Origin of the sequence: Maribacter sp. IgM3_T14_3 (assembly GCF_049603095.1) — a bacterium.
Lineage (GTDB): Bacteria > Bacteroidota > Bacteroidia > Flavobacteriales > Flavobacteriaceae > Maribacter.
The window spans coordinates 1,661,180-1,683,236 of record NZ_CP187138.1 but is presented as its reverse complement, the minus strand read 5'-3'; the positions used below and the strand labels follow the sequence as shown (position 1 = coordinate 1,683,236).

The window sequence follows — 22,057 nt, the reverse complement described above, 5'->3', positions numbered from 1 at the left end:
CACAGTTTTACCCAACTTCATATTTAGCATCATGTATTATAAAAAGCTGTAATACAGTATTTTAAGTATTGTTTATAGGTGATCTTCGTATTGGCATAATTTTTCTAATATACCTATCAAGAATATTTAATCTAAAATTTATAAAGATGAAAAAATTAGTTTTCGCCACAGCTTTAGCAATAGGTAGTTTAACAATAGGTACCGCAGCTAGCCCGATTATATTTCACGATGGTATTATGGAGGAAATCTTTTTACAAGATTATACAGAGGTAGCAGCATCTGATTTACCAGAGCCGATAGTTAATGCATTGGCAACCGATTATGAAGGTGCAATGCTGAACAAAGCATATGTAGATGATGAAAATAACTATAAATTAGAAATTACTTCACAAGATGGAGCTTCGACAATACTTTATGCAGATGCAGACGGTAACTGGTTAGAAATGTAACTATTATAAGTTTGAGTTAGTTGTTTATAAAAAGCTGCCTAGGCAGCTTTTTTCATTTAAAAATTTAAAATTTCGTTAAGTAATAATCCATATGGAAGATTGGTCCGTAAATAATGAAAGAGCGAGAGTTATTAACGATTAAAATATTAAGCATGAAAAATTACGCACTACTTGTATTCTTAACTTTTGGAATTATGTTTACGGCAACAGCTAAAACTAGTTCAGATGTAATTAAAACCGAAATTGTAGCTGTTACGGCCGATGAATTCATAAAAATAAAATCGAGTGAATTAACACCACCGGTTATTGAAGAGATATTAAAGCAATACCCAACCTCTAAACTTGGGGGAGCTTTTAAAAACGATAAAGGAGAATTTAAATTAATAATGGTTCTTAAAAGTGGTACAAGAAAGACGGTATATATAGACCAGTATGGTAATTGGATCATTAAAAAGTAAGCTGTTTAATATACAGGAATAAAAAAAAACTGCAAAATGCAGTTTTTTTTTATTTAAAATGTGACCTACCAGAAAATGTTGTGTCTTAATAAGTGAAGCAAGTTATGAAACATGGTCACATTAGTATTTATTTCGGTCATAAGCACAGTTTTGATTTTAGCATTAATTGTAATATCAAAATTAGTATGGGAGAAATAAATAAGTAAAATATCACTTTCGCGTAAACACTAACCGTTAACTATGAAGGTGCCACCAGATAATTGTATTTGAAATAATCCCCCGGATTAGCATTGCCAATTTTAGTTGTTGTTGAATTGATTGAGGTGTTGATTTAGAATTTTAAGACAAGAGTTTGATAGGTGGTTTGAGGGGGGCTGCAATTTGCAGCTCCTTTTTTTTGTCTTTATTTAAGTTCTAAAATCGCCGAATAGGTGATGATTTTACTGGGTAAAAATTATACAGTTATACTCTAATGTTACAATTTTACTCAAGTGCAAAAAGGTTGAAATTCCTGTAAAGTATTGAAAATCAATACTTATGTTGTTCTGAGGTTTTCTGGCATTCTTTTTTCTTAGTTAATAGTATTGATATGTATTATTAACTTAAATATAAAAAAGATGAAAACTTTATTTTTATTAGGAGCGATGACAATAGGCGGTTTTGCAATGAATGCGCAAGATGTATTGGTTTCAGAAAATGGAATTCAGCATAACCAAGTAAATGAGATTTCAATAGCAACAGAAGATTTCGAAGAGATTTCGGTTGCAGAAGTACCACAAGCGGTAACAAATGCAGTATCAAAGAATTTTCCAACGGCAAATTTAGATAAGGCATATACAAATGAAAAGAAACAATATAAGCTAGTATTATCTCTTGAAGATGGTACACAAGGTACGGTGTATGCAGATGAAGAAGGTAATTGGATAGATATGTAATTATAGAGAAACTTGTTTGTTCAAGTTGGTTTGGTCAGGAAAGGATAGCTAAAGGCTATTCTTTCCTTTTTTTATGAAGTTTTTTAAATGAATGCATAAAAGCTTTATGATAATTTTAAAATACTAATAGTCGGCGAATGGTATTTTTACGTAGATACTTTGAATACCCAAACGACTATGCCCAAAATTTTAATAATTGAAGACGATACTTCATTCGCACAAATGCTTCAAAAGTTTTTGGCAAGAAATAATTATGAAGTTATGCTAAGTCACACCGGGTTAGATGGTGAAAAGCAATTAAAAGAACACGATTTTCAATTAGTAATTACAGATTTACGATTACCAGATTATGACGGAATTAAATTGGTGTCTGATTTGAAAGATAAAATTCCGGTAATTGTAATGACTGGGTATGCAGAAGTTGCTACTGCGGTAAAAGCAATGAAAATGGGAGCTTACGATTATATCTCTAAACCTTTTACCCCTGATCAGATGTTATTGGTAATTGATGGTGCATTAAGTGCTAAGCCAATTACTTTTAAAAAACCAGTACATACCGTGACCGAAAATTCAAAAGCGACTGCTTTGGGTGAATCAAAATCATCTACATCTCAAGAATTTATTTTAACCAGCGATGCAACCGAGAAATTGGAAGAGTATATTGTGTTGGTAGCACCTACAGATATGTCGGTTTTGATTATAGGGGAAAGTGGCACAGGTAAAGAGGTTACTGCAAATGCCATTCATCAAAAAAGTACGAGAAACGAAAAGCCTTTTATAGCATTAGATTGTGGGGCAATACCTAAAGAATTGGCCGCAAGTGAGTTCTTTGGTCATATAAAAGGAAGTTTCACAGGTGCTGTGAACGATAAAGTCGGGAGTTTTGAAGCTGCCAACGGTGGTACTTTGTTTTTAGATGAGGTAGGTAATCTTTCTTACGAGAATCAAATACAGTTATTAAGAGCCTTACAAGAGCGCAAAATAAAAAGAATAGGTAGTAATACCGAAATAGAAGTTGATGTTCGAATACTATCTGCCACAAATGAAGATTTAAAAGCTGCAGTTGAAAAAGGCACTTTTCGTGAAGATCTGTATCATCGATTGAATGAGTTTTCATTGCAAATACCTGCTTTGAAAAATAGACACGGCGATTTACCGGTTTTGGCTTCTCACTTTCTAAGGAAATTCAATGAAAAGTTGAATAAACAAATTGTTGATTTTTCTGATGAGGTGTGGGATATTTTTAATGCCTATCATTGGCCAGGTAACATTCGAGAATTACAGAATGTAATTCAGCGCGCAGTTTTACTATCTACTTCAGATAAAGTAGAAGCAAAGGTTCTACCGTCGGAGTTGATGAGTCCGGTTTTAGAAACAGCCGAATTAGGGAGTCTTTCAAAGGCGGAATTCGAAAAAGAACAAATTGTAAATGCTTTAAAGCGCACTAATTATAATAAATCGAAAGCAGCAAAAATACTACAGGTTACAAGAAAAACACTGTATAATAGAATCAACTATTATGATTTGGATTTGTAGAAAGTGCTTCTATTAAGTTTTTAATCTCCCTTCGTAATTCTATATTTTTCGCCTTGAGTTGTTGATGAGAGAAATCACCTCTATTCAAAACTTCAAAAGTCTCTAAAATAGGAATAGCAGTTAGAACTTCTAACTGGCGGAACATAGGTAGCATTTTATGTGCTACTGAATTTATTTGTTTAATATCATTGTTATCAAATGCAGTACTCAGTAAAAGTGCATTTTCTTCTGTATCCTTTTTGAAAATAAACAATACTTCATCGATAGCGTTTTGGTCATCGCCTAAAAACATTTTCAAGGTATTTATGCTGTATAGTTGCTGAGAATTTGTGGTGGCAGCAGACTCTTCTGTAGGTATGATTTCATCTGCATTATTGAAAAGGACATGAAGCTTTTGCAATAATTCTGTTTTAGAAAAAGGCTTACGAATAAGATTAGAGAAACCTTTTTCAGTAAAATGTTCTAAAGTTAAATCGCGTCGACCGGTCATTGCTAAAATCGGTTGATGATTAAATTTTTTAAATTCACCAGATTTCAGCTGAGTGACTATATCATAACCAGTAACCGTAGGCATTTCTATATCGGTCAAAACCATATCAAAATTGAAGTTATCATTAGGTTTAAATTCATTGAAGTCTGAAAATAGCTTTGCTTCAATTCCTGCAGATTTAAGCATCTCGCCAATGAGTTTTAAAAAGGAGACATCGTCATCAAAAACAATCATTTTTAAATCACTTAAATCAATATTTTCTTGTATTACCTGCTCAGGTTGTTTACTAAATTTGATGGGTATTTGTAATGTAAAGGTGCTTCCTTTATTAATCTCACTTTCCAATAAAATAATACCTTCTAACAGTTCTGTAAGTTTTTTGGTTATGGTAAGTCCCAGTCCGTAACCACCATATTTCTTATCGGTATCGCTTTCTGCTTGAGTGAATTCCTTAAAAATAAGCTCTTGTTTTTCTTTAGAAATACCGATACCTGTATCGGTAATTTTAAGAAAAAGTACTTTAGATTCGGTAACGCTTCCGGTTAAGTTGATGCATCCTTTTTCTGTAAATTTATAGGCATTACCTAATAAGTTAGAGATGATTTGACGTAAACGAAAAGCATCCGAATGTATCGGTTGTTTTAAAGAATCGTCTAACTTTAAAATTAGTTCAATGTCTTTGCTTACATACTGAGAGGCTATATTTCTAGAACTTTCCTGTATCAACTTATCCAACCTAAAAGTAGAATTCTTGGCAACCATCTTACCGGCCTCCAACTGCGAGAAATCAAGCAAGTCGTTCACTAAATTATTTACATATGTTGTGGCAGATTTTATGTGTGTAATATGTTCTTTGTTCTTTTTTGTATCGTTAGATTCTTCAATAATGGTCGCATAACCACTTATGGTATTCAGCGGGGTTCTTAAATCGTGACTTACAGTAGCAATCAGTTGTTCTCTACTTTTTAAAAGAGATTCTGAATACGCTTTTTCTTTCTCTAGTTTTTCGCGGTATAGGTTGGCTTTCCAAAAATCTCGATTAAGTATAAATGTAAAAACGCCAACCACCAAAAAGCCGAGAATTGCAGCAATAACAGCTAGTCGAATACTTCTTTTTAGTAAGCTTTCTTTTTTTATTGAATTTGCTAAGCTGTTCATAATAATTTCCTGTTCAAAAGAAGAAAGTATGGTTCTCAATTGTTGAGAGAGTTCAATGTCGGTTCTATTAATATTGGTTTCTCTAACGGCTAAAGAATTTTCGTTCTGGTTATTTTCTTGCTGTACATCTTTTAAAAGATTTTTAGAAACCTGAACAACACTATCCATTTTTTGTGCTTTTTGTTGTGCATTACCTTCTTCGGGCACATTGGCATTTAAGTAGTCTGCCACTTTTTTAATGGTACTTTGTGCTTTTGGAGATAGTTCATCAAGATTTGGAGCCAATCCTTCGGGTTTTATAATGCCCAAAGATTCTTCAAGTTTATCAAATTCTTTCAAGGCAGAATTTATAGCAGTGCCCGTTTGGTCTTTAAGTCTAATAGAGCGCAAGGCATTGATATTGGCAACTTTTCTCTTTAAAAGAGAGCGAAGACTATCTAAAAGACCATGTTGGTAATCACTTTCGGTTAAGGTTTTTAATTCTTCGATATTTATATAAAGTGAGTCGATTTTAAGCTCGTAAGCCGTAAAATTAACTTTGCTCTTTGTTTGTAATGCAAGTTTAGAAAGACTCTCTGCCTCATACAGTTGGGCAAGAAAAGAGTTGGTTCTAAGAAGCTTATTGTCTTTATCGGTAGTTGTCTCTGTAGCGATATAATCTTGAACTTCTGTGTAGACGTAATAAGATGCTATAACCCCCAAAATAATTAGCAGTAGGTAGCTTATGGTAATTTTAAGTGTGAACTTATTTTTCGTTGAATTCATGTGGCTATTAATACATAGTATAAGTACGGTAAAACCTTGTAAATAAGTTCTAAAATGTTGTTAATTAAGCGAGTTGTTATTTTTTTAAATTTCTTTATGAGAGATGAATTATGTGTATTACATTTGCGGCATCTCAAAGGGGTGCCTAGTTCTTGTATTGGAACGAAGCTGAGATTATACCCAAAGAACCTGGGCAGGTAATGCTGCCAAGGGACAATTCGAAAATTTTTAAAATTTTTGGAGTAAGATGTAGTGTGAATGTTTTTTTTTCATGTGAAGTCTTTTGGAAATCGAGCGTAGTTGCTCAAAAATCAATTTTAACTTTAGAATAATAGCCCCTTTTATTCGTAATTATTTTACGAATGAAACTATCTATTTTCACAATTGCAGCGTGTTTGGCGCTAAGTATGGGTGTCTGTGCCCAAGAACAGGAAACCGACTCTATAGAAGGTCAAAAAGTGGTGTTAGACGAAGTGTTCGTTTCAGCAATTAGGGTAACCAAGCAATCTCCGGTTACATTTTCAAATCTTACAAAAGAGGATATTAAGCCTAGAAATTTAGGTCAAGATATTCCTGTTTTAATGAATTTTTTACCGTCTGTAGTAACCACAACAGATGCAGGTGCTGGTGTAGGTTATACAGGTATTAGAGTTAGAGGTAGCGATGCTACACGTGTAAACGTAACAATCAACGGCATACCATATAACGATGCCGAATCGCAAGGTACTTTTTGGGTAAACATGCCAGATTTTGCTTCTTCAACAGAAAGCTTGCAATTACAGCGTGGCGTAGGTACATCTACCAACGGTGCAGGTGCTTTCGGGGCAAGTTTAAATATTTTGACCGACGGATTCTCGCAAGATGCATACGGACAAATATCTACTTCTGTTGGTAGTTTCAATACCTTAAGAAATAATCTGAAATTTAGCACAGGACATTTAAATGATCATGTAGAAATCTCGGGTAGATTATCTAAAATCAATTCTGATGGTTACATAGACAGAGCCAAGTCTGACCTCGATTCTTATTTTTTACAAGGCGCTTATAAAGACGATAATACCTTGATAAAAGCATTGATTTTTGGAGGTCATGAGGTTACTTATCAAGCATGGTACGGTATAGATGCCCAAACTTTAAAAGATGATAGAACTTTTAATCCGTCGGGTATTTATACAGACTTAGATGGCAATACTCAATTTCATGATAATGAAGTTGATGATTATAAGCAAAATCATGCACAGCTTTTATGGAATGAAAAAATATCAGATTTCTGGAGCACGAATATCGCCCTTCATTACACAAAAGGTAGAGGTTTCTTTGAGCAGTATAAAGAAGACGATGATTTTTCTACCTATGGTTTTGAGCCAATTATTGTAGATGGTGAAGAAGTGAATACGACCGATGTTATTAGAAGACGTTGGTTAGACAATGATTTTTATGGTACCGTATTTTCTGCAAATTATAAGAAAGACAGGCTAGATTTAATAATGGGTGGGGGTTTTAATAAATATGAAGGTGATCACTTTGGCGAGGTTATTTGGGCTAGATATGCCAGTAATAGTAGTTACAGAGACCGTTATTATGATGACAGTTCGTCAAAAACAGATTTTAATATATATACCAAAGCAAATTATCAAATAACAGATCAATGGTCGTTATACGGAGACTTGCAATATAGAACAGTTGGGTATAAAGCTAATGGTGATGAAACCGGTTTGGTCGATGATACCTTTAATTTTTTCAACCCGAAGGCTGGTGTAACATTCGATTTAAATACGAATAATAATTTCTACTTGTCGTATGCGGTAGCCAATAGAGAACCAAATAGAAATGATTACGAAAGTGGAAACCCTAAGCCAGAAAAACTAAATGATTTTGAATTAGGATGGCGTTATATTTCTTCGGCAGTTCAATTAAACACCAACGTGTATTATATGAACTACAAAGATCAATTGGTACTTACAGGTGCTTTGAACGATGTTGGTGCACCATTACGTGAAAATGTAGGTGAAAGTTACCGTTTAGGTTTAGAGGTAGATGCTAATATTACATTAAGTAAAAAATTCTCTTTAAGACCAAATATTGCGTTAAGCACTAATAAAAATGAAGATTTTGTATTTGAGCGAGATGGCGAATTACAAGAGCTAGGCAGTACAAATATTGCATTCTCACCAAATCTGATTATAGGCAATATATTTACGTATAGTGCTACCGAAAATTTTCAAGTATCCTTTTTGTCTAAATATGTTGGCAAGCAGTATATGGGGAATATAGATTCTGAAAATTCTGTTTTAGATGCCTATTCGCAGAGCGATTTAAATATTCAATATGCTATTAACTGTAATGGGTTTTTGAAAAGTATTGTATTCTCGGGCTTGATAAACAATGTATTCAATGAGAAATATGTTTCTAATGGATATTTCTTTACCTATGATGATGATTTTTCGGTGCCAGACACTATTACAACTATTGAAGGAGCTGGTTATTATCCGCAGGCGGGCACCAATTTTTTGTTAGGTGCTACAGTAAATTTTTAAGGATTTTCGATGGATTATGTCCGTTACAAATTTGTCTTAAATGTTTGCTTAAAAAGTTCGGAGTGTACCAGAATATTTTAAATTAGATTTTTAATATTCAGGGTTATGGATCGCAATATTCCGATTTTTGGTAGTAGGTTAAGAAACAATATAGTAACGGTACCAGAAGTAATATCTCAATGCTCGGGCATTCGAGTTTTTGGTCAATCGATAAAGTCGTTTCTGTTTAGTACAGATGTGGCAATTATTAGAAACACGAATGCCAATGCAATTATTGCGGTGTACCCGTTTACCCCGCAACCTGTAATTTCAAATGCATTGATTTTAGCTGCTGATAAACCTATTTTTTGCGGAGTAGGTGTTGGGTTAACAACAGGGGTACGATCATTAGAGTTGGCAATACATGCCGAGTTTCAAGGCGCATTGGGTGTAGTTTTAAATAAACCTACACCCAATAGTCTTATAACTTTATTGAAAGAAAAAATAGATATACCAGTTACCATTACCGTAGTGTCTGAAAAAGATGATTTTAAAGGAAGACTAGCTGCAGGTGTTGATATATTTAATGTTTCTGGCGCTGGTAAAACAGCCGACATTATTAAAAGAATAAGAGATTTAGATGCTGATGTTGCCATTATTGCTACAGGGGGCAAAACAGATGAAACAATAGTTGCCGCCATCGATGCTGGCGCAAATGCAATATCGTACACTCCGCCAAGTACGGGCGAATTGTTCAAAGAAATTATGGATAGGTACCGAGCTGAAGAATAGCGTTTAGTTAGAAATGACCACACTACCGCCACTAAAACTTGCACGGTATTCTAGCATGTCATAATAACGATTTTCATCATCGGGTCTATTTAGTAATTGACCGGTAAATAAACTGTATTCATAATTGTCACATGAGCATATTGCAATCTGACCGTCTAACACCATGGTAGAGCAGTCATTTGGTGCATGGTTTGGGCAACTGCCTTCAAAAGCTCTAAACTGATCGAAACCAGAGTTGATAACAAAAACACCTCTAGTACCGGCAAGATCACTATTAATGTACACTGCACTTCCAGTATTTGTAAGAGGACTGTAGGAAGGAAGATTTAAATTAGCTTCAAAACGAAAACTTATTTCTTGTAAATAAGGGTTTCTGTTTGTACCATCATTGCTACATGCCGTGATAATCAATAGAATGAGGATACTTAATCTGTTCATCTTACTTTAATTTTGTTTTGAAAAACTTCAGCAAATGTGCGTAAAAATTATGTATATTTGTGTTAAATCCTCGCTTAAAAAGCCGAATTAACAGGCAATTGCAGAGGATTTGTCTATTTATAAAACGAGGAAGTAATGAGTAATATATCATACTATACTGTCGAAGGGTTAAAAAAACTAAAGGCAGAACTAAATCATTTACGAGATATTGAGCGACCAAAGGCGTCTCAAGCAATTGGCGAAGCAAGAGATAAAGGTGATTTGTCAGAAAATGCAGAATATGATGCTGCAAAAGAAGCACAAGGTCTCTTAGAAATGAAAATTGCTAAAATGGAGAATACGGTGGCCAATGCACGTTTAATTGACGAGTCTCAATTAGATACGTCTAAAGTTTTGGTGCTATCGACCGTAAAATTAAAAAATCAAGTTAACGGCATGGAAATGTCTTATAAATTGGTTGCTGAAAGCGAAGCGGATACTAAAACCGGTAAAATTTCTGTGAATTCACCTATAGGTAAAGGGCTACTTGGTAAAAAAGTAGGCGACACTGCAGAAATTGTAGTGCCTAGCGGAGCTATTAAGTTTGAAATTCTTGAGATTACAAGAGATTAGATTTTATTAAATTACTATATTTAATCCTATCCTTTAACGGGGTAGGATTTTTTATTCCCACTAAATAAACAAGAGTATGCCAACGATTTTTACGAAGATAATTAATGGTGAAATTCCATGTTTTAAAGTAGCTGAAGATGAAAATTTCTTAGCTTTTCTAGATATTAATCCAAATGCAAAAGGGCATACATTATGCATACCTAAAAAAGAGGTAAACAAGATTTTGAATCTTGACGAAGAAACCTATGTGCAGTTAATGTTATTTTCTAGAAAAGTGGGTAAAGCTATAGAGAAAACTGTCGATTGTAAGCGTGTAGGTATGTCGGTTATTGGTTTAGAGGTACCACATGTACATGTACATCTTATTCCTTTAAATGAAATGAAAGAGGCAACTTTTCAGCACAAGGTAAAATTAAGTAACGAAGAACTTGCCGAACTTGCCGAAGCAATTGGGGCTAAAGTTGAATAGTACCAGAAATAAATACATAGATTACTGCTGCAACTAATGCAATAAGCACCAAAATAAGGCTGTAAAAAAGCAGCGTTGGTTTAGATGATTTTTTAGCGGGTATAGCTGTTTTTTGATAGTAGTTGAACATGCGTTCAATATCATCTGTCCAGGTAACAGGGTAAATATTTGAGTGGCAGGTATTACAAACTAATTTATTACTTAGTTCACCTGTAACTTTATGAAAAAAGCTACCGTATGTATGTTTTTGGTAAAAAGTAAGATTCAGATCTTGATTAAAACATTCAGGACAGTTGTTATTTAGATTGGCTTCTTTAATAACTTCTAGTTTTTCCTTGGCCATAATTAGTGAGACACTTTTAGAGAAATTTGCATTATAGTTCCTTCTTTGCCAGATGATAACACCTTTATTTTTCCATCGTGATATTCTTCCACAATTCGCTTAACCAAAGAAAGTCCTAAGCCCCAACCTCGTTTTTTAGAGGTAAAGCCTGGTGTAAAGATACTATTATAGTTGCTTTTAGAAATACCATGCCCTGTATCAGCGATTAAAATATTTACAAATTTGTTGTCTTGTACAATTTCTATGGCAATACTACCCTTGCCGCGCATGGCATCAATTCCGTTTTTAACCAGATTTTCTATGGTCCAATTATATAAAGAACTATTGAGCATAACGGGTAAGTGATCCACCTTTGTACTAAATGAAAAATGAATAAGTTTAGAGCTTCTTCGTTTCAGGTAATCGAAAGCATCTTGGGTTTCTTTTACAATATCACTTTCTACCAATTTAGGTAAAGACCCAATTTTTGAGAAACGTTCGGTTATAGTTTGTAAACGGTCAATATCTTTTTCTATCTCTTTGGTAATGCTAGGGTTTATATCTTCAGATTTTAATAACTCGTTCCATCCTAAAAGAGAAGATAACGGTGTGCCGATTTGGTGTGCAGTTTCTTTAGCCATACCAGCCCATAATTTATTTTGCTCGGCTGCTTTATTCGTTTTGAATAGAAAATAAATTACTGCCGCGAATAGAAATATGATCAGCAGTAAAGCAATAGGATAAAACTTTAATTTGTTCAAAACATCAGAATTACCATAATATAAGGTTGCCAAATGTTCACCTTGTTGATCAATTGAAATAGGGATATTTTCGTTTTTAAATTTTCTGAGTTGGCTTTGAATATATACCGAGTCTTTTGATTTGTTCGGCGGAAAGTTGTTTACCCGTATAGATTTATCTTTGTTGATAAGTATCATTGGGGTAGAGGTGTTATTTTGAAAGACTTTTAAATGAAGGCTTCCTAAATCTACGGTTTCAGATGATTGTAGAAATTCTGACTGTGCGGTAGCCCAAATCTCCATTTTTAGACGTTCTTCCTCTTTAAATTGTTTAAAAAAGCTATTGGTATTCCATAAGATAAGACTCACAACTACGAAAGAGCCTATCAGTAGAAAAATGTTGGAAATTTTGTTTTTAGGAATAAAGTTCATCCAATAGTTATCTAATACTAAAGATAACCCTAATTGTGAATAATTGTTGTGTTGTTATTGTGGTGGGCTGTTTTATTAACGCATCATTTTATGTATTTTTGACCTCTATTGTAAAAAGAGTTCAAGATGGAAATAGAAGGTAAAGTAAAATTGATAGGAGAAACCCAAACCTTCGGGTCTAATGGGTTTAGAAAAAGAGAATTAGTTGTTACTACAGACGAACAATATCCACAGCATATCATGGTAGAGTTTGTACAAGATAAATGTGATTTATTAAATAGTTACGGTGTAGGTCAAGATGTAAAAGTGAGTATTAACCTTAGAGGTAGAGAATGGGCGAACCCTCAAGGTGAAGTAAAATACTTTAACTCAATACAAGGTTGGCGTATAGAAGGTGCTTCGAAAGCAGCACCTGCAGGTGGTATGCCACCGGTAGCACCTATGGAGGCTTTTGAGCCTGCAGATGATTTAAATGAAGAAGATCATGATGATCTTCCTTTCTAAGAATTATATTACTTTTTAGTAAGGCGTAATGCCCCGTATAATATAAAACTTGTTTAACTTAAATGGTTAAACAAGTTTTTTGTTTTAAGACCTTTTATTTACTTTGAAAAAAATTAAAAGCAACAAATAGTCATGTATTTTTTAACAGATGAGCTTGTGTTTCCTCCAATAGATGAAGCCAATGAAGAAGGCTTGTTAGCAGTGGGTGGAGACTTATCTCCAGAACGTTTGCTTTTAGCGTACCAAAGCGGAATTTTTCCTTGGTTCGATAACGATTCTATTATGTTATGGTGGAGTCCCGATCCTAGAATGATACTCTACCCAGATCATATCAAAATTTCAAAAAGCATGAAAAAAGTTATTCGAAGCAATCAATTTCGATTAACTAAAAATACGTGTTTCAAAGAAGTGTTAGAGTATTGTTCGGCTGTACCAAGAGAAGGGCAAGATGGTACTTGGATTACTGATGACATGAAAAATGCCTATATAAAACTTCATGAAAGGGGAATTGCAAAATCGTACGAAGTTTGGGAAGGCGATACCTTAGTAGGTGGTTTATACGGTGTAGATTTAGGATATATTTTTTGCGGAGAAAGTATGTTCAGTTTAACGGCTAATGCTTCAAAATTTGCTTTCATTAAATTGGCTGAAGAATTAAAGGTCAAAGAATATCGCATAATAGACTGTCAATTACATACCGATCATCTAGAAAGTATGGGGGCACAAGAAATTTCTAGACAAGAGTTTGTGAAATTTTTACAGTGATATAACGAAGCTATTTAGCAAAAAGAAAACATGTTCGGTGTTTTCGGTATAATTCTCCATTCTAAACTGCACGCCTAATTGGGCTTTTAAATGTTCTGAAATTGACCAGCCTATTTGAGATGTGATTCTTTGGTCGTACATGGGTTTTATACTTTTGCCTATACTTAATAAAGATTCTGTTGTAGCGACTAAATAAGGTTCGCCAATATCCATTTTCAAACCTTTTAGAGGAATATCTACCGCAAAACGATATCTAAAACGATGTACAAGAGAAGAGGGTTGAATACGCTGTTCTACTCTAAACCGATTACCAAATCGGGCAATGTTCGTTTTCTTAATGGTATTAAACTGTTGGGTTAGTCTAAGTTCATTTTCCTTGTCCTCTTCAAAGGCTTCTCTAAAGCGGTATTGAACACCTAGTCCGATACTTTTATAGGGGTCAATTGTTAATGAAGAAAAATGGGCAATTTCTATTTGCCTAATCGTTAATTCAGATTTTTGATTACGATAAATGTAATTTCTATTCGATAAAGAAAAGTTCTGTTTAAGTAGTGGTGTTACTTTGTAATTTATGGCAACATCAGGCTCCCAATACCCCGTGGTATTACCTTGCGATAAGGCGTAGAACGAACCTAAAAATAGGCATAGTATTAAAATGAAATGACCTCTAGTAAAGTACGTGATCATAATTTGGAGGAAGAGAAGTTCTTATTTTCCTAAAATTTCCTTCAGCATCGAACTGAATTTCATAATCTAAATACCCCTTGTCTTTTTTACCGACTATAACTATTTCGTAGTTGTTAGTAGGTAAAATAAGATTTTGAAAGGCGCTTTTGAAAGTTGCTTCTAACGACTCATTTTTTGAAGGATATTGCTGTTGAAGTCTTTTAATACGGTATTTTGTGAAATTTTTGTTCAAATAGTCTTCTATTCTGGCATAAGTGTCATTAGGTATATCGGTTATTTTTATTAGAATTTCAATATCTTCTAATACCCCGTTTTCATCAAATTCTATACTATACCAAAGCTTATCTTTTTTCAATTTCGCTTCAAAACTAATTTTGGTGCTATCGGTTTCTTTGTAGAATTTAATCCGTTTAAAATCTGTCAAATTCTCATCGATGGTTACGATGGCCTTTGCCGGAAATTGAGATTTCAAAATTCGAAACTCCCTTTCATATTTATATTGAGCTTGACAAATTTGAAAACAAAAAAGAAAAATAATAGCGAATATTTTTGATGGAATAGCATTCATAGTAGGTATCTCTATAGGTTTATACTTGGTGGTATCTAAAACAGTCTAATTGATGATCGTTCACCATGCCGGTAGCTTGCATAAATGCATATATGATGGTACTGCCAACAAATTTGAATCCGCGTTTTTTTAAGTCTTTGCTAATCGCATCAGAGATTGGGGTATTTGCAGGGGCTTCTTTATAATGTATTACCTCGTTTATAATAGGTTCATTATGAACAAATGCCCAAATATAGTTGCTAAAAGATCCAAACTCTTTTTGAATATTTAGGTATGCCTGGGCATTGGTTACCGTTGCACGAACTTTTAATTTGTTTCTAATGATACCTTCATCTTGAAGTAAGGCAAGAATTTTAGATTCAGGATAAATTGCAATTTTTTGATAGTCAAAATGGTCAAAAGCAACTCGAAAATTCTCTCTTCCTTTTAAAATGGTAATCCAGCTTAAACCAGCTTGAAATGTTTCTAAAACAAGAAACTCAAACAAAAGATCGTCATCTTTTACGGGCACTCCCCATTCATGGTCATGATAAGCTTCGTAGAGCGTATCGCCTTTGCACCATCCACACCTATTTTTATCCATAGATTAAAAGTACTATATAATGGCTTGTGGTCAAATTAAAACCAATTAACAATAGCTAAATATAAGGGCATGCCTATAGTTATGTTAAATGGAAAAGTAATTGCCAGCGCCATGGGTAGGTATAAGCTTGGGTTTGCCTTAGGCGCCGCTAAGCGCATTGCTGCAGGTACTGCTATATAAGAAGCACTTGCCGCTAAAATGGCAAACAAAAAACGATTTCCGATACTTACGGTAAAGGTTGAGCTAACAACTGCCACAATGCTACCATTTATGAGCGGTATAATTATCGCGAAAAGAAATGCGAACCATCCCTTTTTAATAAAATCAGCTAATTTTTTACCACTGGTTATACCCATATCTAAAAGGAAAACAGCTAAAAAGCCTTTGAAAATGTCTGTAGTAAAAGGTTCTATACCTCTGGCATGTTGGTCACTGGCCAAAAAACCAATAATTAAACTTCCAATAATTAATATTACGCTTCCGTTGGTTAGAGAGTGTCTTACTACATTGGGCAGAGAGATTTTGTTTTCTTTATTTTTTTGAAAATAAGACATTAGTAGCACCCCGATAATAATTGACGGAGCTTCCATTAGTGCCATAACAGCGACCATATGGCCACCAAATTCTATTTGTTCCATCTCAAGAAATGAAACTGCTGTGACAAAGGTTACTGCGCTTACAGAACCGTATGATGCCGCTATCGCACCTGAGTTGGCTACACTAAATTTTCTTCTTAAGATAAAATAGGTGTATATAGGTACGGAAAGGGCTAAAAAAACACCGAATAACAAAGACCATAAAATTTCTATATCTAAAGCGCTATGAGAAAGTTCTAGACCGCCTTTAAAACCAATGGAGAACATTAAATAAAGGGAAATAAACTTTGATGAATTTGGCGGAATTTCTAAATCACTTTTTAATTGAACTGCAATAACACCTAAAAAGAAAAAGAGCAGAGCGGGGTTGGTCAGGTTATCTAACAGTAAATGTAAATCCATAAATATTTGTTTAGTAAGGCAGGTTTAAGGGAGTTTGGTGTAAGAGTTTCGAGAACTGAAAACTCCCTTTTTTCTAAGTAATATAAAAGTTAAATTAACTACTATTTATTTGTCGTTAGCTCTAGTATTAATAAACATGATTAAAGATATAATGCCACTTGAAATTAATAGTTGATTTAAAAAGAGACCATTGTTTGTGTAAGATGCAAGAATTAACACAGCCATCATTAAAAATGTGACTAATCTAGAGAGGTTTGCTTTTTTGTACATATCATTTTTTTTAAAGAAACGATTTGTCTATTCGTTTATAGAGATTTCTAAGACCCCGTTAATTTTGATTGTTACTTTTTTATTGTATTTATCTTTAAAAAATTCTTTTGAAATTAGTTTATCTTTTTCTAGTTGATTAATTCTACCATCTGGGTATTTCGTATTCGATCCAGAATATCCTTCGCAAAGCGTAAGGCGCTGTAATTTGTGAAAATTTATTTTTTCATTGATTAGGTTTTGTATAATGTCATTTGCTTCAGAAACTGTAAAGACACCATCTACAAGTTGAATTTTCTGTTTAGTACTTGTTGTACTTACCGCATTTTTAGCTTCTACTTTCATAATTTTAGTTTATATCTTTTATTACGGTTGCAAATCTTATATTTTTAATTCATAAAATTTTATTTATATTTATTATGTTATACATAAAAATAATTTATGAATTACACATTACATCAGTTGAAGATATTCTTAAAAATAACTGAAAATCAGAGTATTACAAAGGCATCTGAAGAGTTGCATCTTACGCAACCTGCAGTATCTATTCAGTTAAAAAATTTTCAAGATCAATTTTCAATTCCGCTGACTGAGGTCGTAGGTAGAAAGTTATATGTCACTGATTTCGGAAAAGAAATAGCCGTCGCTGCCAAAAAGATACTTAACGAAGTAGATGCAATCAATTACAAAACGCTTTCTTATAAGGGTGAGTTGGTAGGTAAATTGAAATTTTCTGTAGTCTCTACGGGTAAGTATGTAATGCCTTATTTACTTTCTAATTTCTCGCACCAGAATAAAGGAGTTGATCTTATTATAGATGTAACTAATAAAGCTCAGGTAATTGAAAGTTTAGAATTAAATACTGTAGATTTTGCAATGGTATCTGTTTTGCCAAAGAAATTAAATGTAGACAGGGTAGAACTCATGCAGAACAAATTATATTTAATTGCCGGTAAAAACGGATTAGCGAATAAAAAACTATCTAAGAAGAAGATTTTTGAAGAGTCGGCATTGCTCTATAGAGAGACGGGTTCTGCCACAAGAGCTGCCATGGAGAATTTTATAATAGAAAATAAATTTGAGGTTCGTAAAAAAATTGAGCTTACCTCTAATGAAGCTGTTAAACAAGCGGTAATTGCCGGTTTAGGTTTTTCTATTATGCCGATTATAGGGTTAAAAAATGAGCTTAAAAATAATGAAGTTCAAATAGTTCCGATCAAAGGCTTGCCAATACTTACAAGGTGGAATATCATTTGGCTTAAATCTAAAAAGCTATCACCTACCGCATTGGCATTTTTAGAATATTTAAACGCTGAGAAAGACCAGGTCATAAAAGAAACTTTTGATTGGATAGAAAGTTATTAAACCTTAGCGTTTTGGTTTCTGAGGCTCTGTGTTTGTTCCTCATCCATATAAATAATTGGTACAGCATAAAATAAGGGCATATTTGTCCTGTAGGTTACTCTTAAAATTTCATTTATAGTACTAAAAAGTAATGCCTTTGTTTTGCCTTCAATTATCGTTTGTTTTTCATAATCAATTTCGCCAGTTTTTAAATTCTTACTAAATACTTTTTTGGTTGATATACTGGCGCTGTAGATTAGGTTTTGTGCTAAAAGCAATTGAGCTATTTCTTTTGCCTGCTTCTTTTTGTTAACAATGATATAGCCTAAGATCATAATGATATGTTTTAAGGGTTAGAAGCAATAGTTAAAGCGTTAATTTCAGCTAATAATTTCTTTATTAAGGTTTGTTGAAAACACATAACCGTCCAAATATAAGTATTACCATTAAAAAAATATGTTAAACTATTAGTAATTAATAGTAATACTATTATATTTGCAATTAAATTAAATTCAGCAGATTATGGATAGGTTACTGCAGAGTGTGCAAATAAGGATCAACGATAAGTTGTATTTAAAGAATCCTGAGTCATCAGATTTAGGCAAGAAAATCATTGAAATAAGTATTCAGATGATTAATGAAATCGGTTTTGAAAACTTTACTTTTAAAAAATTAGGAGCACAAATAAAATCGAACGAAAGTTCTATTTATCGTTATTTTGAAAATAAGCACAAGTTGTTGTTATATCTCACATCATGGTATTGGGGGTGGATGGAGTATCAACTAGTATTCGCGACCAACAGCATTAGTAACCCTAAAGAGAAGTTATTAAAGTCTATACTTATCATCACTAGAGAGATAAAAGAAGATTCATCATTTTCGCATATTAACGAAGTGTTATTGAATAAGATTGTCATTAACGAATATTCAAAATCGTACACGACAAAAGAGGTAGATACCGAGAATAAAGAAGGCTTTTATAGTATTTATAAAAGATTGGTAGGTCGATTAGGTGAGATGGTTTCACTAGTAGATGCAGACTATCAATACCCTACTAGTTTAGCAAGTACCATTCTTGAAAACGGTTTACATCAGCATTTTTTAAAAGAACATTTTCCATCACTTACAGATTGTAATAACCAGGTGACGCCAACACAGTTTTTGACGCATCTTGTTTTTAATACATTAAATCAGAAAATAGATGAATAAAAATATACTAACTGCTTGGCAACGCTTTCTAGGTCTATTAAAGCTTGATAAGAAAGATGTGTTTCAGGTGTTTTATTATGCCATATTCGCTGGTGTTGTAAACTTGTCTTTGCCGTTAGGTATACAGGCTATTATTAACCTGATGCAGGGGGCACAGATAAGCACCTCATGGATTGTTTTGGTAATAGGGGTAACCTTAGGTGTGGCCTTTGTGGGTATTTTGCAATTAATGCAAATACGAATTATCGAAAACGTACAGCAAAAGATATTCACGAGAGCATCGTTCGAGTTTGCATATCGATTTCCTAAGATAAAAATGAGTGAATTACATAACTACTATCCGCCAGAATTAGCGAATCGGTTTTTTGATACGTTGACCATTCAAAAGTCATTATCAAAGGTGTTGATAGATTTTCCTGCGGCGTTATTACAAATCATTTTCGGTTTATTATTGTTATCATTTTATCATCCGTTTTTTATCGTGTATGGTCTGTTGCTAATGCTTTTGATCTATATCGTATTCAAGTTTACGGCACAAAGAGGTTTCGATACTAGTTTAGATGAGTCAAAGAGTAAATATAAAGTGGCGCACTGGTTACAAGAAATTGCCCGTTCAATAGTTAGTTTCAAACTTTCGGGTAAAACTTCTCATGCATTAGATAAAAATGATACGCTGGTAGTAGAGTATTTAAATGCAAGAGAAAGTCATTTTAAGGTGATAGTGATACAATTTATACAAATGATCGGTTTTAAGGTTCTGGTAACCGGTGGTCTTTTGTTGATCGGTGGTTTATTGGTATTGAATCAAGAAATGAATATTGGTCAATTTGTTGCAGCAGAGATTATTATTCTTTTGGTAATCAGTTCTGTAGAGAAGTTGATTCTTGGTTTAGAAACTTTCTATGATCTATTGACATCTTTAGAAAAAATGGGGCAGGTGGTAGATAAAGAATTAGAACCGCAAGAAGGAGAAAAGCCATTTTTAGAGAACCAATCCTTTACCATTGAGCTGAGCGATATTTCTTATAGTGTACCGCAGCAAAAGCGAGATATAATTAAAAACCTAAGTTTAACCATTTCGCCTACCTGTACTATTTTATTGCGAGGCAACAGTGGTTCTGGTAAAAATACGTTGTTGCGCATTATAGCTGGTATTCTAGAGCCAGATAGTGGTGGGGTATATGTAAACGGAGTTTCTTTAAAGGGGATGAATTTAAATTACTACCGCTCTCATCTTGGTCAGTCATTACCAGAAGAATCACCTTTTGAGGGTACTATTCTAAATAACATCACATTTGGTGATAAAGAGACCACAAGTGAGCAGGTCTATTGGGCGCTTGATAAAGTAGGTTTGACAGATTTTGTAAAGAAGCAACCAGATGGTCTTAACACAGTACTCTACCCAGAAGGTAAACAGATTCCGCATACGGTGTCCAAAAAGATTGTATTGGCAAGAAGTATCGTTCGTAAACCAAAATTACTTATTCTAAAAGATCCATTAGATCAGTTCAATAGTGAAGAAGCTGATCGAATTTTAAGCTTTCTAAGCGACCCGGCAAATGGTTGGGCATTGCTTGTTGTAAGTGAAAATGATAAGTGGATCAAAAAATGTTCGCGTATAATTACTATGGATAAAGGACAGATTATTAACGAAATCTCAGGAAAAAATGCTTAACATATCTCATAATAAACTAAACGAGAGAGTTTCAATTGAGCGTTTTAAATCCGTTCAAAAAGTAGACCATAAAAAATATTATAAGCACTTCAATAGATTTCTATTCGCTTTTGCGGTAGTAGGTGTAATTGTATTGTTTTTACCATGGACACAAACTATAAATGCCAGAGGGTTTTTAACAACATTGACTCCTGGTCAAAGACCGCAAACTATTCAATCTCAAATTCCGGGTAGAATAGAAGAATGGTATGTACAAGAAGGCGATTATGTAAAAAAGGGAGATACTATTCTTTTTATATCAGAAGTGAAATCAGAATATTTCGATCCAGATTTAGTAGAAAGAACAGGAGAACAATTAAAGTCTAAAAGTTCATCGGTTACCTCGTATGGCGATAAAGTAAAGTCATTAGATAATCAAGTTGGCGCACTTATTAATGAAAGAAGATTAAAATTAGAGCAGGCCAAGAATAAATTATTGCAATCGAAATTAAAAGCACAAAGTGACAGTATAGACTTTGAGGCTGCTAAAACCAATATTCAAATTGCAGAGCGCCAATATGAGCGTACAGCTCAATTAGAAAGTGAAGGTTTAAAGGCGGTAACCGATGTTGAAGAAAAGCGACTAAAGCTGCAAGAAACACAAGCAAAATTACTTTCTCAAGAGAATAAGCTGTTGGCTGCTAAAAATGAAATAATCAATGCCGAAGTAGAGATCAATAGTGTGCAAGCTTCGTATACCGATAAAATTTCAAAGGCACAGAGCGATAAATTCACGGCGATGTCGAACCAATTCGATTCTGAGGCGCAGGTAAGTAAATTAGAGAACGATTATACCAATTATCAAATGCGAAATGCATTACGCTATATTCGAGCACCCCAAAATGGGTATATTAATAAAGTACTTACCGCAGGTATCGGTGAGACTTTTAAAGAAGGTACGCCGTTAGTGGGTATTATGCCGGCAGATTATGATATGGCTGTAGAAACGTTCGTGGACCCTATAGATTTGCCGTTAATTCATTTAGATGAATCGGTACGAATTCAGTTCGACGGTTGGCCAGCAATTGTATTTAGTGGTTGGCCAAATGCATCTTACGGTACGTATGCAGGTAGGGTAGTGGCTATTGAAACTTTTATAAACCCTAATGGAAAATATAGGGTGTTGTTGTCGCCAGATAAAGAAGATCAACCATGGCCAAATGCCTTGCGTGTAGGTTCTGGTGCAAATACCATTGCGTTGTTAGAAGATGTTCCTATTTGGTACGAACTATGGCGACAATTAAACGGCTTCCCTGCCAATTATTATCAACCAGATGGGGCTCAAGATAAACCTGTAAAAAAATAA

At 33.9% G+C, this 22,057-nt stretch carries 24 protein-coding genes; 14 read left to right on the top strand and 10 right to left on the bottom strand.

What is annotated here, in order from left to right; genetic code table 11:
- The first annotated feature begins 146 nt into the window (after window positions 1-146).
- From ACPF9A_RS07545 to ACPF9A_RS07530, 4 genes are all read left to right on the top strand, one after another.
- The gene (locus tag ACPF9A_RS07545; RefSeq protein ID WP_424003144.1) at window positions 147-449 is read left to right on the top strand and encodes a hypothetical protein; all 303 of its coding nucleotides are present in this window, start codon (window positions 147-149) and stop codon (window positions 447-449) included.
- A gap of 152 nt (window positions 450-601) precedes the next feature.
- On the top strand, window positions 602-907 hold the full coding sequence (locus ACPF9A_RS07540; RefSeq protein ID WP_424003142.1) for a hypothetical protein: 306 nt from the start codon (window positions 602-604) through the stop codon (window positions 905-907).
- A 617-nt stretch (window positions 908-1,524) separates the two neighbouring features.
- On the top strand, window positions 1,525-1,842 hold the full coding sequence (locus tag ACPF9A_RS07535; protein WP_424003140.1) for a hypothetical protein: 318 nt from the start codon (window positions 1,525-1,527) through the stop codon (window positions 1,840-1,842).
- A 177-nt stretch (window positions 1,843-2,019) separates the two neighbouring features.
- Window positions 2,020-3,378 (top strand): sigma-54-dependent transcriptional regulator, encoded by a 1,359-nt coding sequence (locus ACPF9A_RS07530; protein WP_424003138.1) that lies wholly within the window; start codon window positions 2,020-2,022, stop codon window positions 3,376-3,378.
- Here ACPF9A_RS07530 and ACPF9A_RS07525 read toward each other — a convergent pair.
- Window positions 3,353-5,791 carry an ATP-binding protein gene (locus tag ACPF9A_RS07525; protein WP_424003136.1) on the bottom strand — a complete coding sequence of 813 codons (2,439 nt, stop codon included), beginning with the start codon at window positions 5,789-5,791 and terminating at the stop codon, window positions 3,353-3,355. The genes ACPF9A_RS07530 and ACPF9A_RS07525 overlap by 26 nt on opposite strands.
- A gap of 362 nt (window positions 5,792-6,153) precedes the next feature.
- Between ACPF9A_RS07525 and ACPF9A_RS07520 the strand changes: the two genes are divergently transcribed.
- Both ACPF9A_RS07520 and ACPF9A_RS07515 read left to right on the top strand, forming a co-directional pair.
- Window positions 6,154-8,328, top strand: coding sequence for a TonB-dependent receptor (locus ACPF9A_RS07520; RefSeq protein WP_424003134.1), 2,175 nt, complete (start codon window positions 6,154-6,156; stop codon window positions 8,326-8,328).
- A 105-nt stretch (window positions 8,329-8,433) separates the two neighbouring features.
- The gene (locus tag ACPF9A_RS07515) at window positions 8,434-9,099 is read left to right on the top strand and encodes a hydrolase (RefSeq protein WP_424003132.1); all 666 of its coding nucleotides are present in this window, start codon (window positions 8,434-8,436) and stop codon (window positions 9,097-9,099) included.
- A 3-nt stretch (window positions 9,100-9,102) separates the two neighbouring features.
- On the opposite strand, the gene ACPF9A_RS07510 is transcribed toward ACPF9A_RS07515, so the two are convergent.
- The gene (locus ACPF9A_RS07510; protein WP_424003130.1) at window positions 9,103-9,537 is read right to left on the bottom strand and encodes a Rieske (2Fe-2S) protein; all 435 of its coding nucleotides are present in this window, start codon (window positions 9,535-9,537) and stop codon (window positions 9,103-9,105) included.
- Window positions 9,538-9,672: 135 nt separating this feature from the next.
- On the opposite strand from ACPF9A_RS07510, the gene greA reads away from it, so the two are divergent.
- Both greA and ACPF9A_RS07500 read left to right on the top strand, forming a co-directional pair.
- The gene (gene greA, locus ACPF9A_RS07505; RefSeq protein ID WP_424003128.1) at window positions 9,673-10,149 is read left to right on the top strand and encodes a transcription elongation factor GreA; all 477 of its coding nucleotides are present in this window, start codon (window positions 9,673-9,675) and stop codon (window positions 10,147-10,149) included.
- Between the two features lie 76 nt (window positions 10,150-10,225).
- The gene (locus ACPF9A_RS07500; RefSeq protein WP_424003126.1) at window positions 10,226-10,618 is read left to right on the top strand and encodes an HIT family protein; all 393 of its coding nucleotides are present in this window, start codon (window positions 10,226-10,228) and stop codon (window positions 10,616-10,618) included.
- Here the strand turns inward: ACPF9A_RS07500 and ACPF9A_RS07495 are convergent.
- Both ACPF9A_RS07495 and ACPF9A_RS07490 read right to left on the bottom strand, forming a co-directional pair.
- Window positions 10,605-10,961, bottom strand: a complete 357-nt coding sequence (locus ACPF9A_RS07495; protein WP_424003125.1) for a hypothetical protein — start codon at window positions 10,959-10,961, stop codon at window positions 10,605-10,607. The genes ACPF9A_RS07500 and ACPF9A_RS07495 overlap by 14 nt on opposite strands.
- Before the next feature lie 2 nt (window positions 10,962-10,963).
- On the bottom strand, window positions 10,964-12,112 hold the full coding sequence (locus tag ACPF9A_RS07490) for a sensor histidine kinase (protein WP_424003123.1): 1,149 nt from the start codon (window positions 12,110-12,112) through the stop codon (window positions 10,964-10,966).
- 126 nt (window positions 12,113-12,238) lie between these two features.
- On the opposite strand from ACPF9A_RS07490, the gene ACPF9A_RS07485 reads away from it, so the two are divergent.
- Together ACPF9A_RS07485 and aat are read left to right on the top strand one after the other, a co-directional pair.
- Window positions 12,239-12,616, top strand: a complete 378-nt coding sequence (locus ACPF9A_RS07485) for a DUF3127 domain-containing protein (RefSeq protein ID WP_424003121.1) — start codon at window positions 12,239-12,241, stop codon at window positions 12,614-12,616.
- Between the two features lie 132 nt (window positions 12,617-12,748).
- Window positions 12,749-13,381, top strand: coding sequence for a leucyl/phenylalanyl-tRNA--protein transferase (aat, locus tag ACPF9A_RS07480; protein WP_424003119.1), 633 nt, complete (start codon window positions 12,749-12,751; stop codon window positions 13,379-13,381).
- Here aat and ACPF9A_RS07475 read toward each other — a convergent pair.
- The 5 genes from ACPF9A_RS07475 to ACPF9A_RS07455 form a co-directional block, all read right to left on the bottom strand.
- Window positions 13,373-14,068, bottom strand: coding sequence for a DUF2490 domain-containing protein (locus tag ACPF9A_RS07475; RefSeq protein ID WP_424003117.1), 696 nt, complete (start codon window positions 14,066-14,068; stop codon window positions 13,373-13,375). The two genes, aat and ACPF9A_RS07475, sit on opposite strands and share 9 nt — an antisense overlap.
- Complete coding sequence (locus ACPF9A_RS07470) at window positions 14,049-14,540, bottom strand: hypothetical protein (protein WP_424003115.1); 492 nt, start codon at window positions 14,538-14,540, stop codon at window positions 14,049-14,051. The genes ACPF9A_RS07475 and ACPF9A_RS07470 overlap by 20 nt, the downstream gene beginning before the upstream one ends.
- Before the next feature lie 115 nt (window positions 14,541-14,655).
- Window positions 14,656-15,219: a DNA-3-methyladenine glycosylase I gene (locus ACPF9A_RS07465; protein WP_424003113.1), complete on the bottom strand. Its 564-nt coding sequence runs from the start codon at window positions 15,217-15,219 to the stop codon at window positions 14,656-14,658.
- A gap of 35 nt (window positions 15,220-15,254) precedes the next feature.
- The gene (locus ACPF9A_RS07460) at window positions 15,255-16,217 is read right to left on the bottom strand and encodes a sodium-dependent bicarbonate transport family permease (RefSeq protein ID WP_424003111.1); all 963 of its coding nucleotides are present in this window, start codon (window positions 16,215-16,217) and stop codon (window positions 15,255-15,257) included.
- Window positions 16,218-16,514: 297 nt separating this feature from the next.
- Window positions 16,515-16,829 (bottom strand): hypothetical protein, encoded by a 315-nt coding sequence (locus ACPF9A_RS07455; RefSeq protein WP_424003109.1) that lies wholly within the window; start codon window positions 16,827-16,829, stop codon window positions 16,515-16,517.
- A 96-nt stretch (window positions 16,830-16,925) separates the two neighbouring features.
- On the opposite strand from ACPF9A_RS07455, the gene ACPF9A_RS07450 reads away from it, so the two are divergent.
- A complete protein-coding gene (locus ACPF9A_RS07450; RefSeq protein ID WP_424003107.1) occupies window positions 16,926-17,849 on the top strand; it encodes a LysR family transcriptional regulator in 924 nt (307 codons plus the stop codon).
- Here the strand turns inward: ACPF9A_RS07450 and cutA are convergent.
- Window positions 17,846-18,163: a divalent cation tolerance protein CutA gene (gene cutA / locus ACPF9A_RS07445; RefSeq protein WP_424003105.1), complete on the bottom strand. Its 318-nt coding sequence runs from the start codon at window positions 18,161-18,163 to the stop codon at window positions 17,846-17,848. The two genes, ACPF9A_RS07450 and cutA, sit on opposite strands and share 4 nt — an antisense overlap.
- A 187-nt stretch (window positions 18,164-18,350) precedes the next feature.
- On the opposite strand from cutA, the gene ACPF9A_RS07440 reads away from it, so the two are divergent.
- The 3 genes from ACPF9A_RS07440 to ACPF9A_RS07430 are packed head-to-tail and all read left to right on the top strand — an operon-like array spanning window position 18,351 to window position 22,057.
- The gene (locus ACPF9A_RS07440) at window positions 18,351-19,037 is read left to right on the top strand and encodes a TetR/AcrR family transcriptional regulator (protein WP_424003103.1); all 687 of its coding nucleotides are present in this window, start codon (window positions 18,351-18,353) and stop codon (window positions 19,035-19,037) included.
- Entirely contained in the window at window positions 19,030-20,712 is a 1,683-nt protein-coding gene (locus tag ACPF9A_RS07435; RefSeq protein WP_424003101.1) for a peptidase domain-containing ABC transporter, read from the top strand. The genes ACPF9A_RS07440 and ACPF9A_RS07435 overlap by 8 nt, the downstream gene beginning before the upstream one ends.
- Complete coding sequence (locus ACPF9A_RS07430; RefSeq protein WP_424003099.1) at window positions 20,705-22,057, top strand: HlyD family secretion protein; 1,353 nt, start codon at window positions 20,705-20,707, stop codon at window positions 22,055-22,057. The genes ACPF9A_RS07435 and ACPF9A_RS07430 overlap by 8 nt, the downstream gene beginning before the upstream one ends.

Excerpts from the sequence above, each read along its gene's own strand:
- ACPF9A_RS07515 (WP_424003132.1), top strand. The coding sequence starts at position 8,434 with ATGGATCGCAATATTCCGATTTTTGGTAGTAGGTTAAGAAACAATATA.
- ACPF9A_RS07475 (WP_424003117.1), bottom strand. The coding sequence starts at position 14,068 with ATGATCACGTACTTTACTAGAGGTCATTTCATTTTAATACTATGCCTA.
- ACPF9A_RS07510 (WP_424003130.1), bottom strand. The coding sequence starts at position 9,537 with ATGAACAGATTAAGTATCCTCATTCTATTGATTATCACGGCATGTAGC.
- ACPF9A_RS07485 (WP_424003121.1), top strand. The coding sequence starts at position 12,239 with ATGGAAATAGAAGGTAAAGTAAAATTGATAGGAGAAACCCAAACCTTC.
- ACPF9A_RS07450 (WP_424003107.1), top strand. The coding sequence starts at position 16,926 with ATGAATTACACATTACATCAGTTGAAGATATTCTTAAAAATAACTGAA.
- ACPF9A_RS07530 (WP_424003138.1), top strand. The coding sequence starts at position 2,020 with ATGCCCAAAATTTTAATAATTGAAGACGATACTTCATTCGCACAAATG.
- ACPF9A_RS07535 (WP_424003140.1), top strand. The coding sequence starts at position 1,525 with ATGAAAACTTTATTTTTATTAGGAGCGATGACAATAGGCGGTTTTGCA.
- greA (WP_424003128.1), top strand. The coding sequence starts at position 9,673 with ATGAGTAATATATCATACTATACTGTCGAAGGGTTAAAAAAACTAAAG.
- ACPF9A_RS07490 (WP_424003123.1), bottom strand. The coding sequence starts at position 12,112 with ATGAACTTTATTCCTAAAAACAAAATTTCCAACATTTTTCTACTGATA.
- ACPF9A_RS07455 (WP_424003109.1), bottom strand. The coding sequence starts at position 16,829 with ATGAAAGTAGAAGCTAAAAATGCGGTAAGTACAACAAGTACTAAACAG.
- aat (WP_424003119.1), top strand. The coding sequence starts at position 12,749 with ATGTATTTTTTAACAGATGAGCTTGTGTTTCCTCCAATAGATGAAGCC.
- cutA (WP_424003105.1), bottom strand. The coding sequence starts at position 18,163 with ATGATCTTAGGCTATATCATTGTTAACAAAAAGAAGCAGGCAAAAGAA.
- ACPF9A_RS07545 (WP_424003144.1), top strand. The coding sequence starts at position 147 with ATGAAAAAATTAGTTTTCGCCACAGCTTTAGCAATAGGTAGTTTAACA.
- ACPF9A_RS07440 (WP_424003103.1), top strand. The coding sequence starts at position 18,351 with ATGGATAGGTTACTGCAGAGTGTGCAAATAAGGATCAACGATAAGTTG.
- ACPF9A_RS07460 (WP_424003111.1), bottom strand. The coding sequence starts at position 16,217 with ATGGATTTACATTTACTGTTAGATAACCTGACCAACCCCGCTCTGCTC.
- ACPF9A_RS07465 (WP_424003113.1), bottom strand. The coding sequence starts at position 15,219 with ATGGATAAAAATAGGTGTGGATGGTGCAAAGGCGATACGCTCTACGAA.
- ACPF9A_RS07525 (WP_424003136.1), bottom strand. The coding sequence starts at position 5,791 with ATGAATTCAACGAAAAATAAGTTCACACTTAAAATTACCATAAGCTAC.
- ACPF9A_RS07435 (WP_424003101.1), top strand. The coding sequence starts at position 19,030 with ATGAATAAAAATATACTAACTGCTTGGCAACGCTTTCTAGGTCTATTA.
- ACPF9A_RS07520 (WP_424003134.1), top strand. The coding sequence starts at position 6,154 with ATGAAACTATCTATTTTCACAATTGCAGCGTGTTTGGCGCTAAGTATG.
- ACPF9A_RS07540 (WP_424003142.1), top strand. The coding sequence starts at position 602 with ATGAAAAATTACGCACTACTTGTATTCTTAACTTTTGGAATTATGTTT.
- ACPF9A_RS07495 (WP_424003125.1), bottom strand. The coding sequence starts at position 10,961 with ATGGCCAAGGAAAAACTAGAAGTTATTAAAGAAGCCAATCTAAATAAC.
- ACPF9A_RS07430 (WP_424003099.1), top strand. The coding sequence starts at position 20,705 with ATGCTTAACATATCTCATAATAAACTAAACGAGAGAGTTTCAATTGAG.
- ACPF9A_RS07500 (WP_424003126.1), top strand. The coding sequence starts at position 10,226 with ATGCCAACGATTTTTACGAAGATAATTAATGGTGAAATTCCATGTTTT.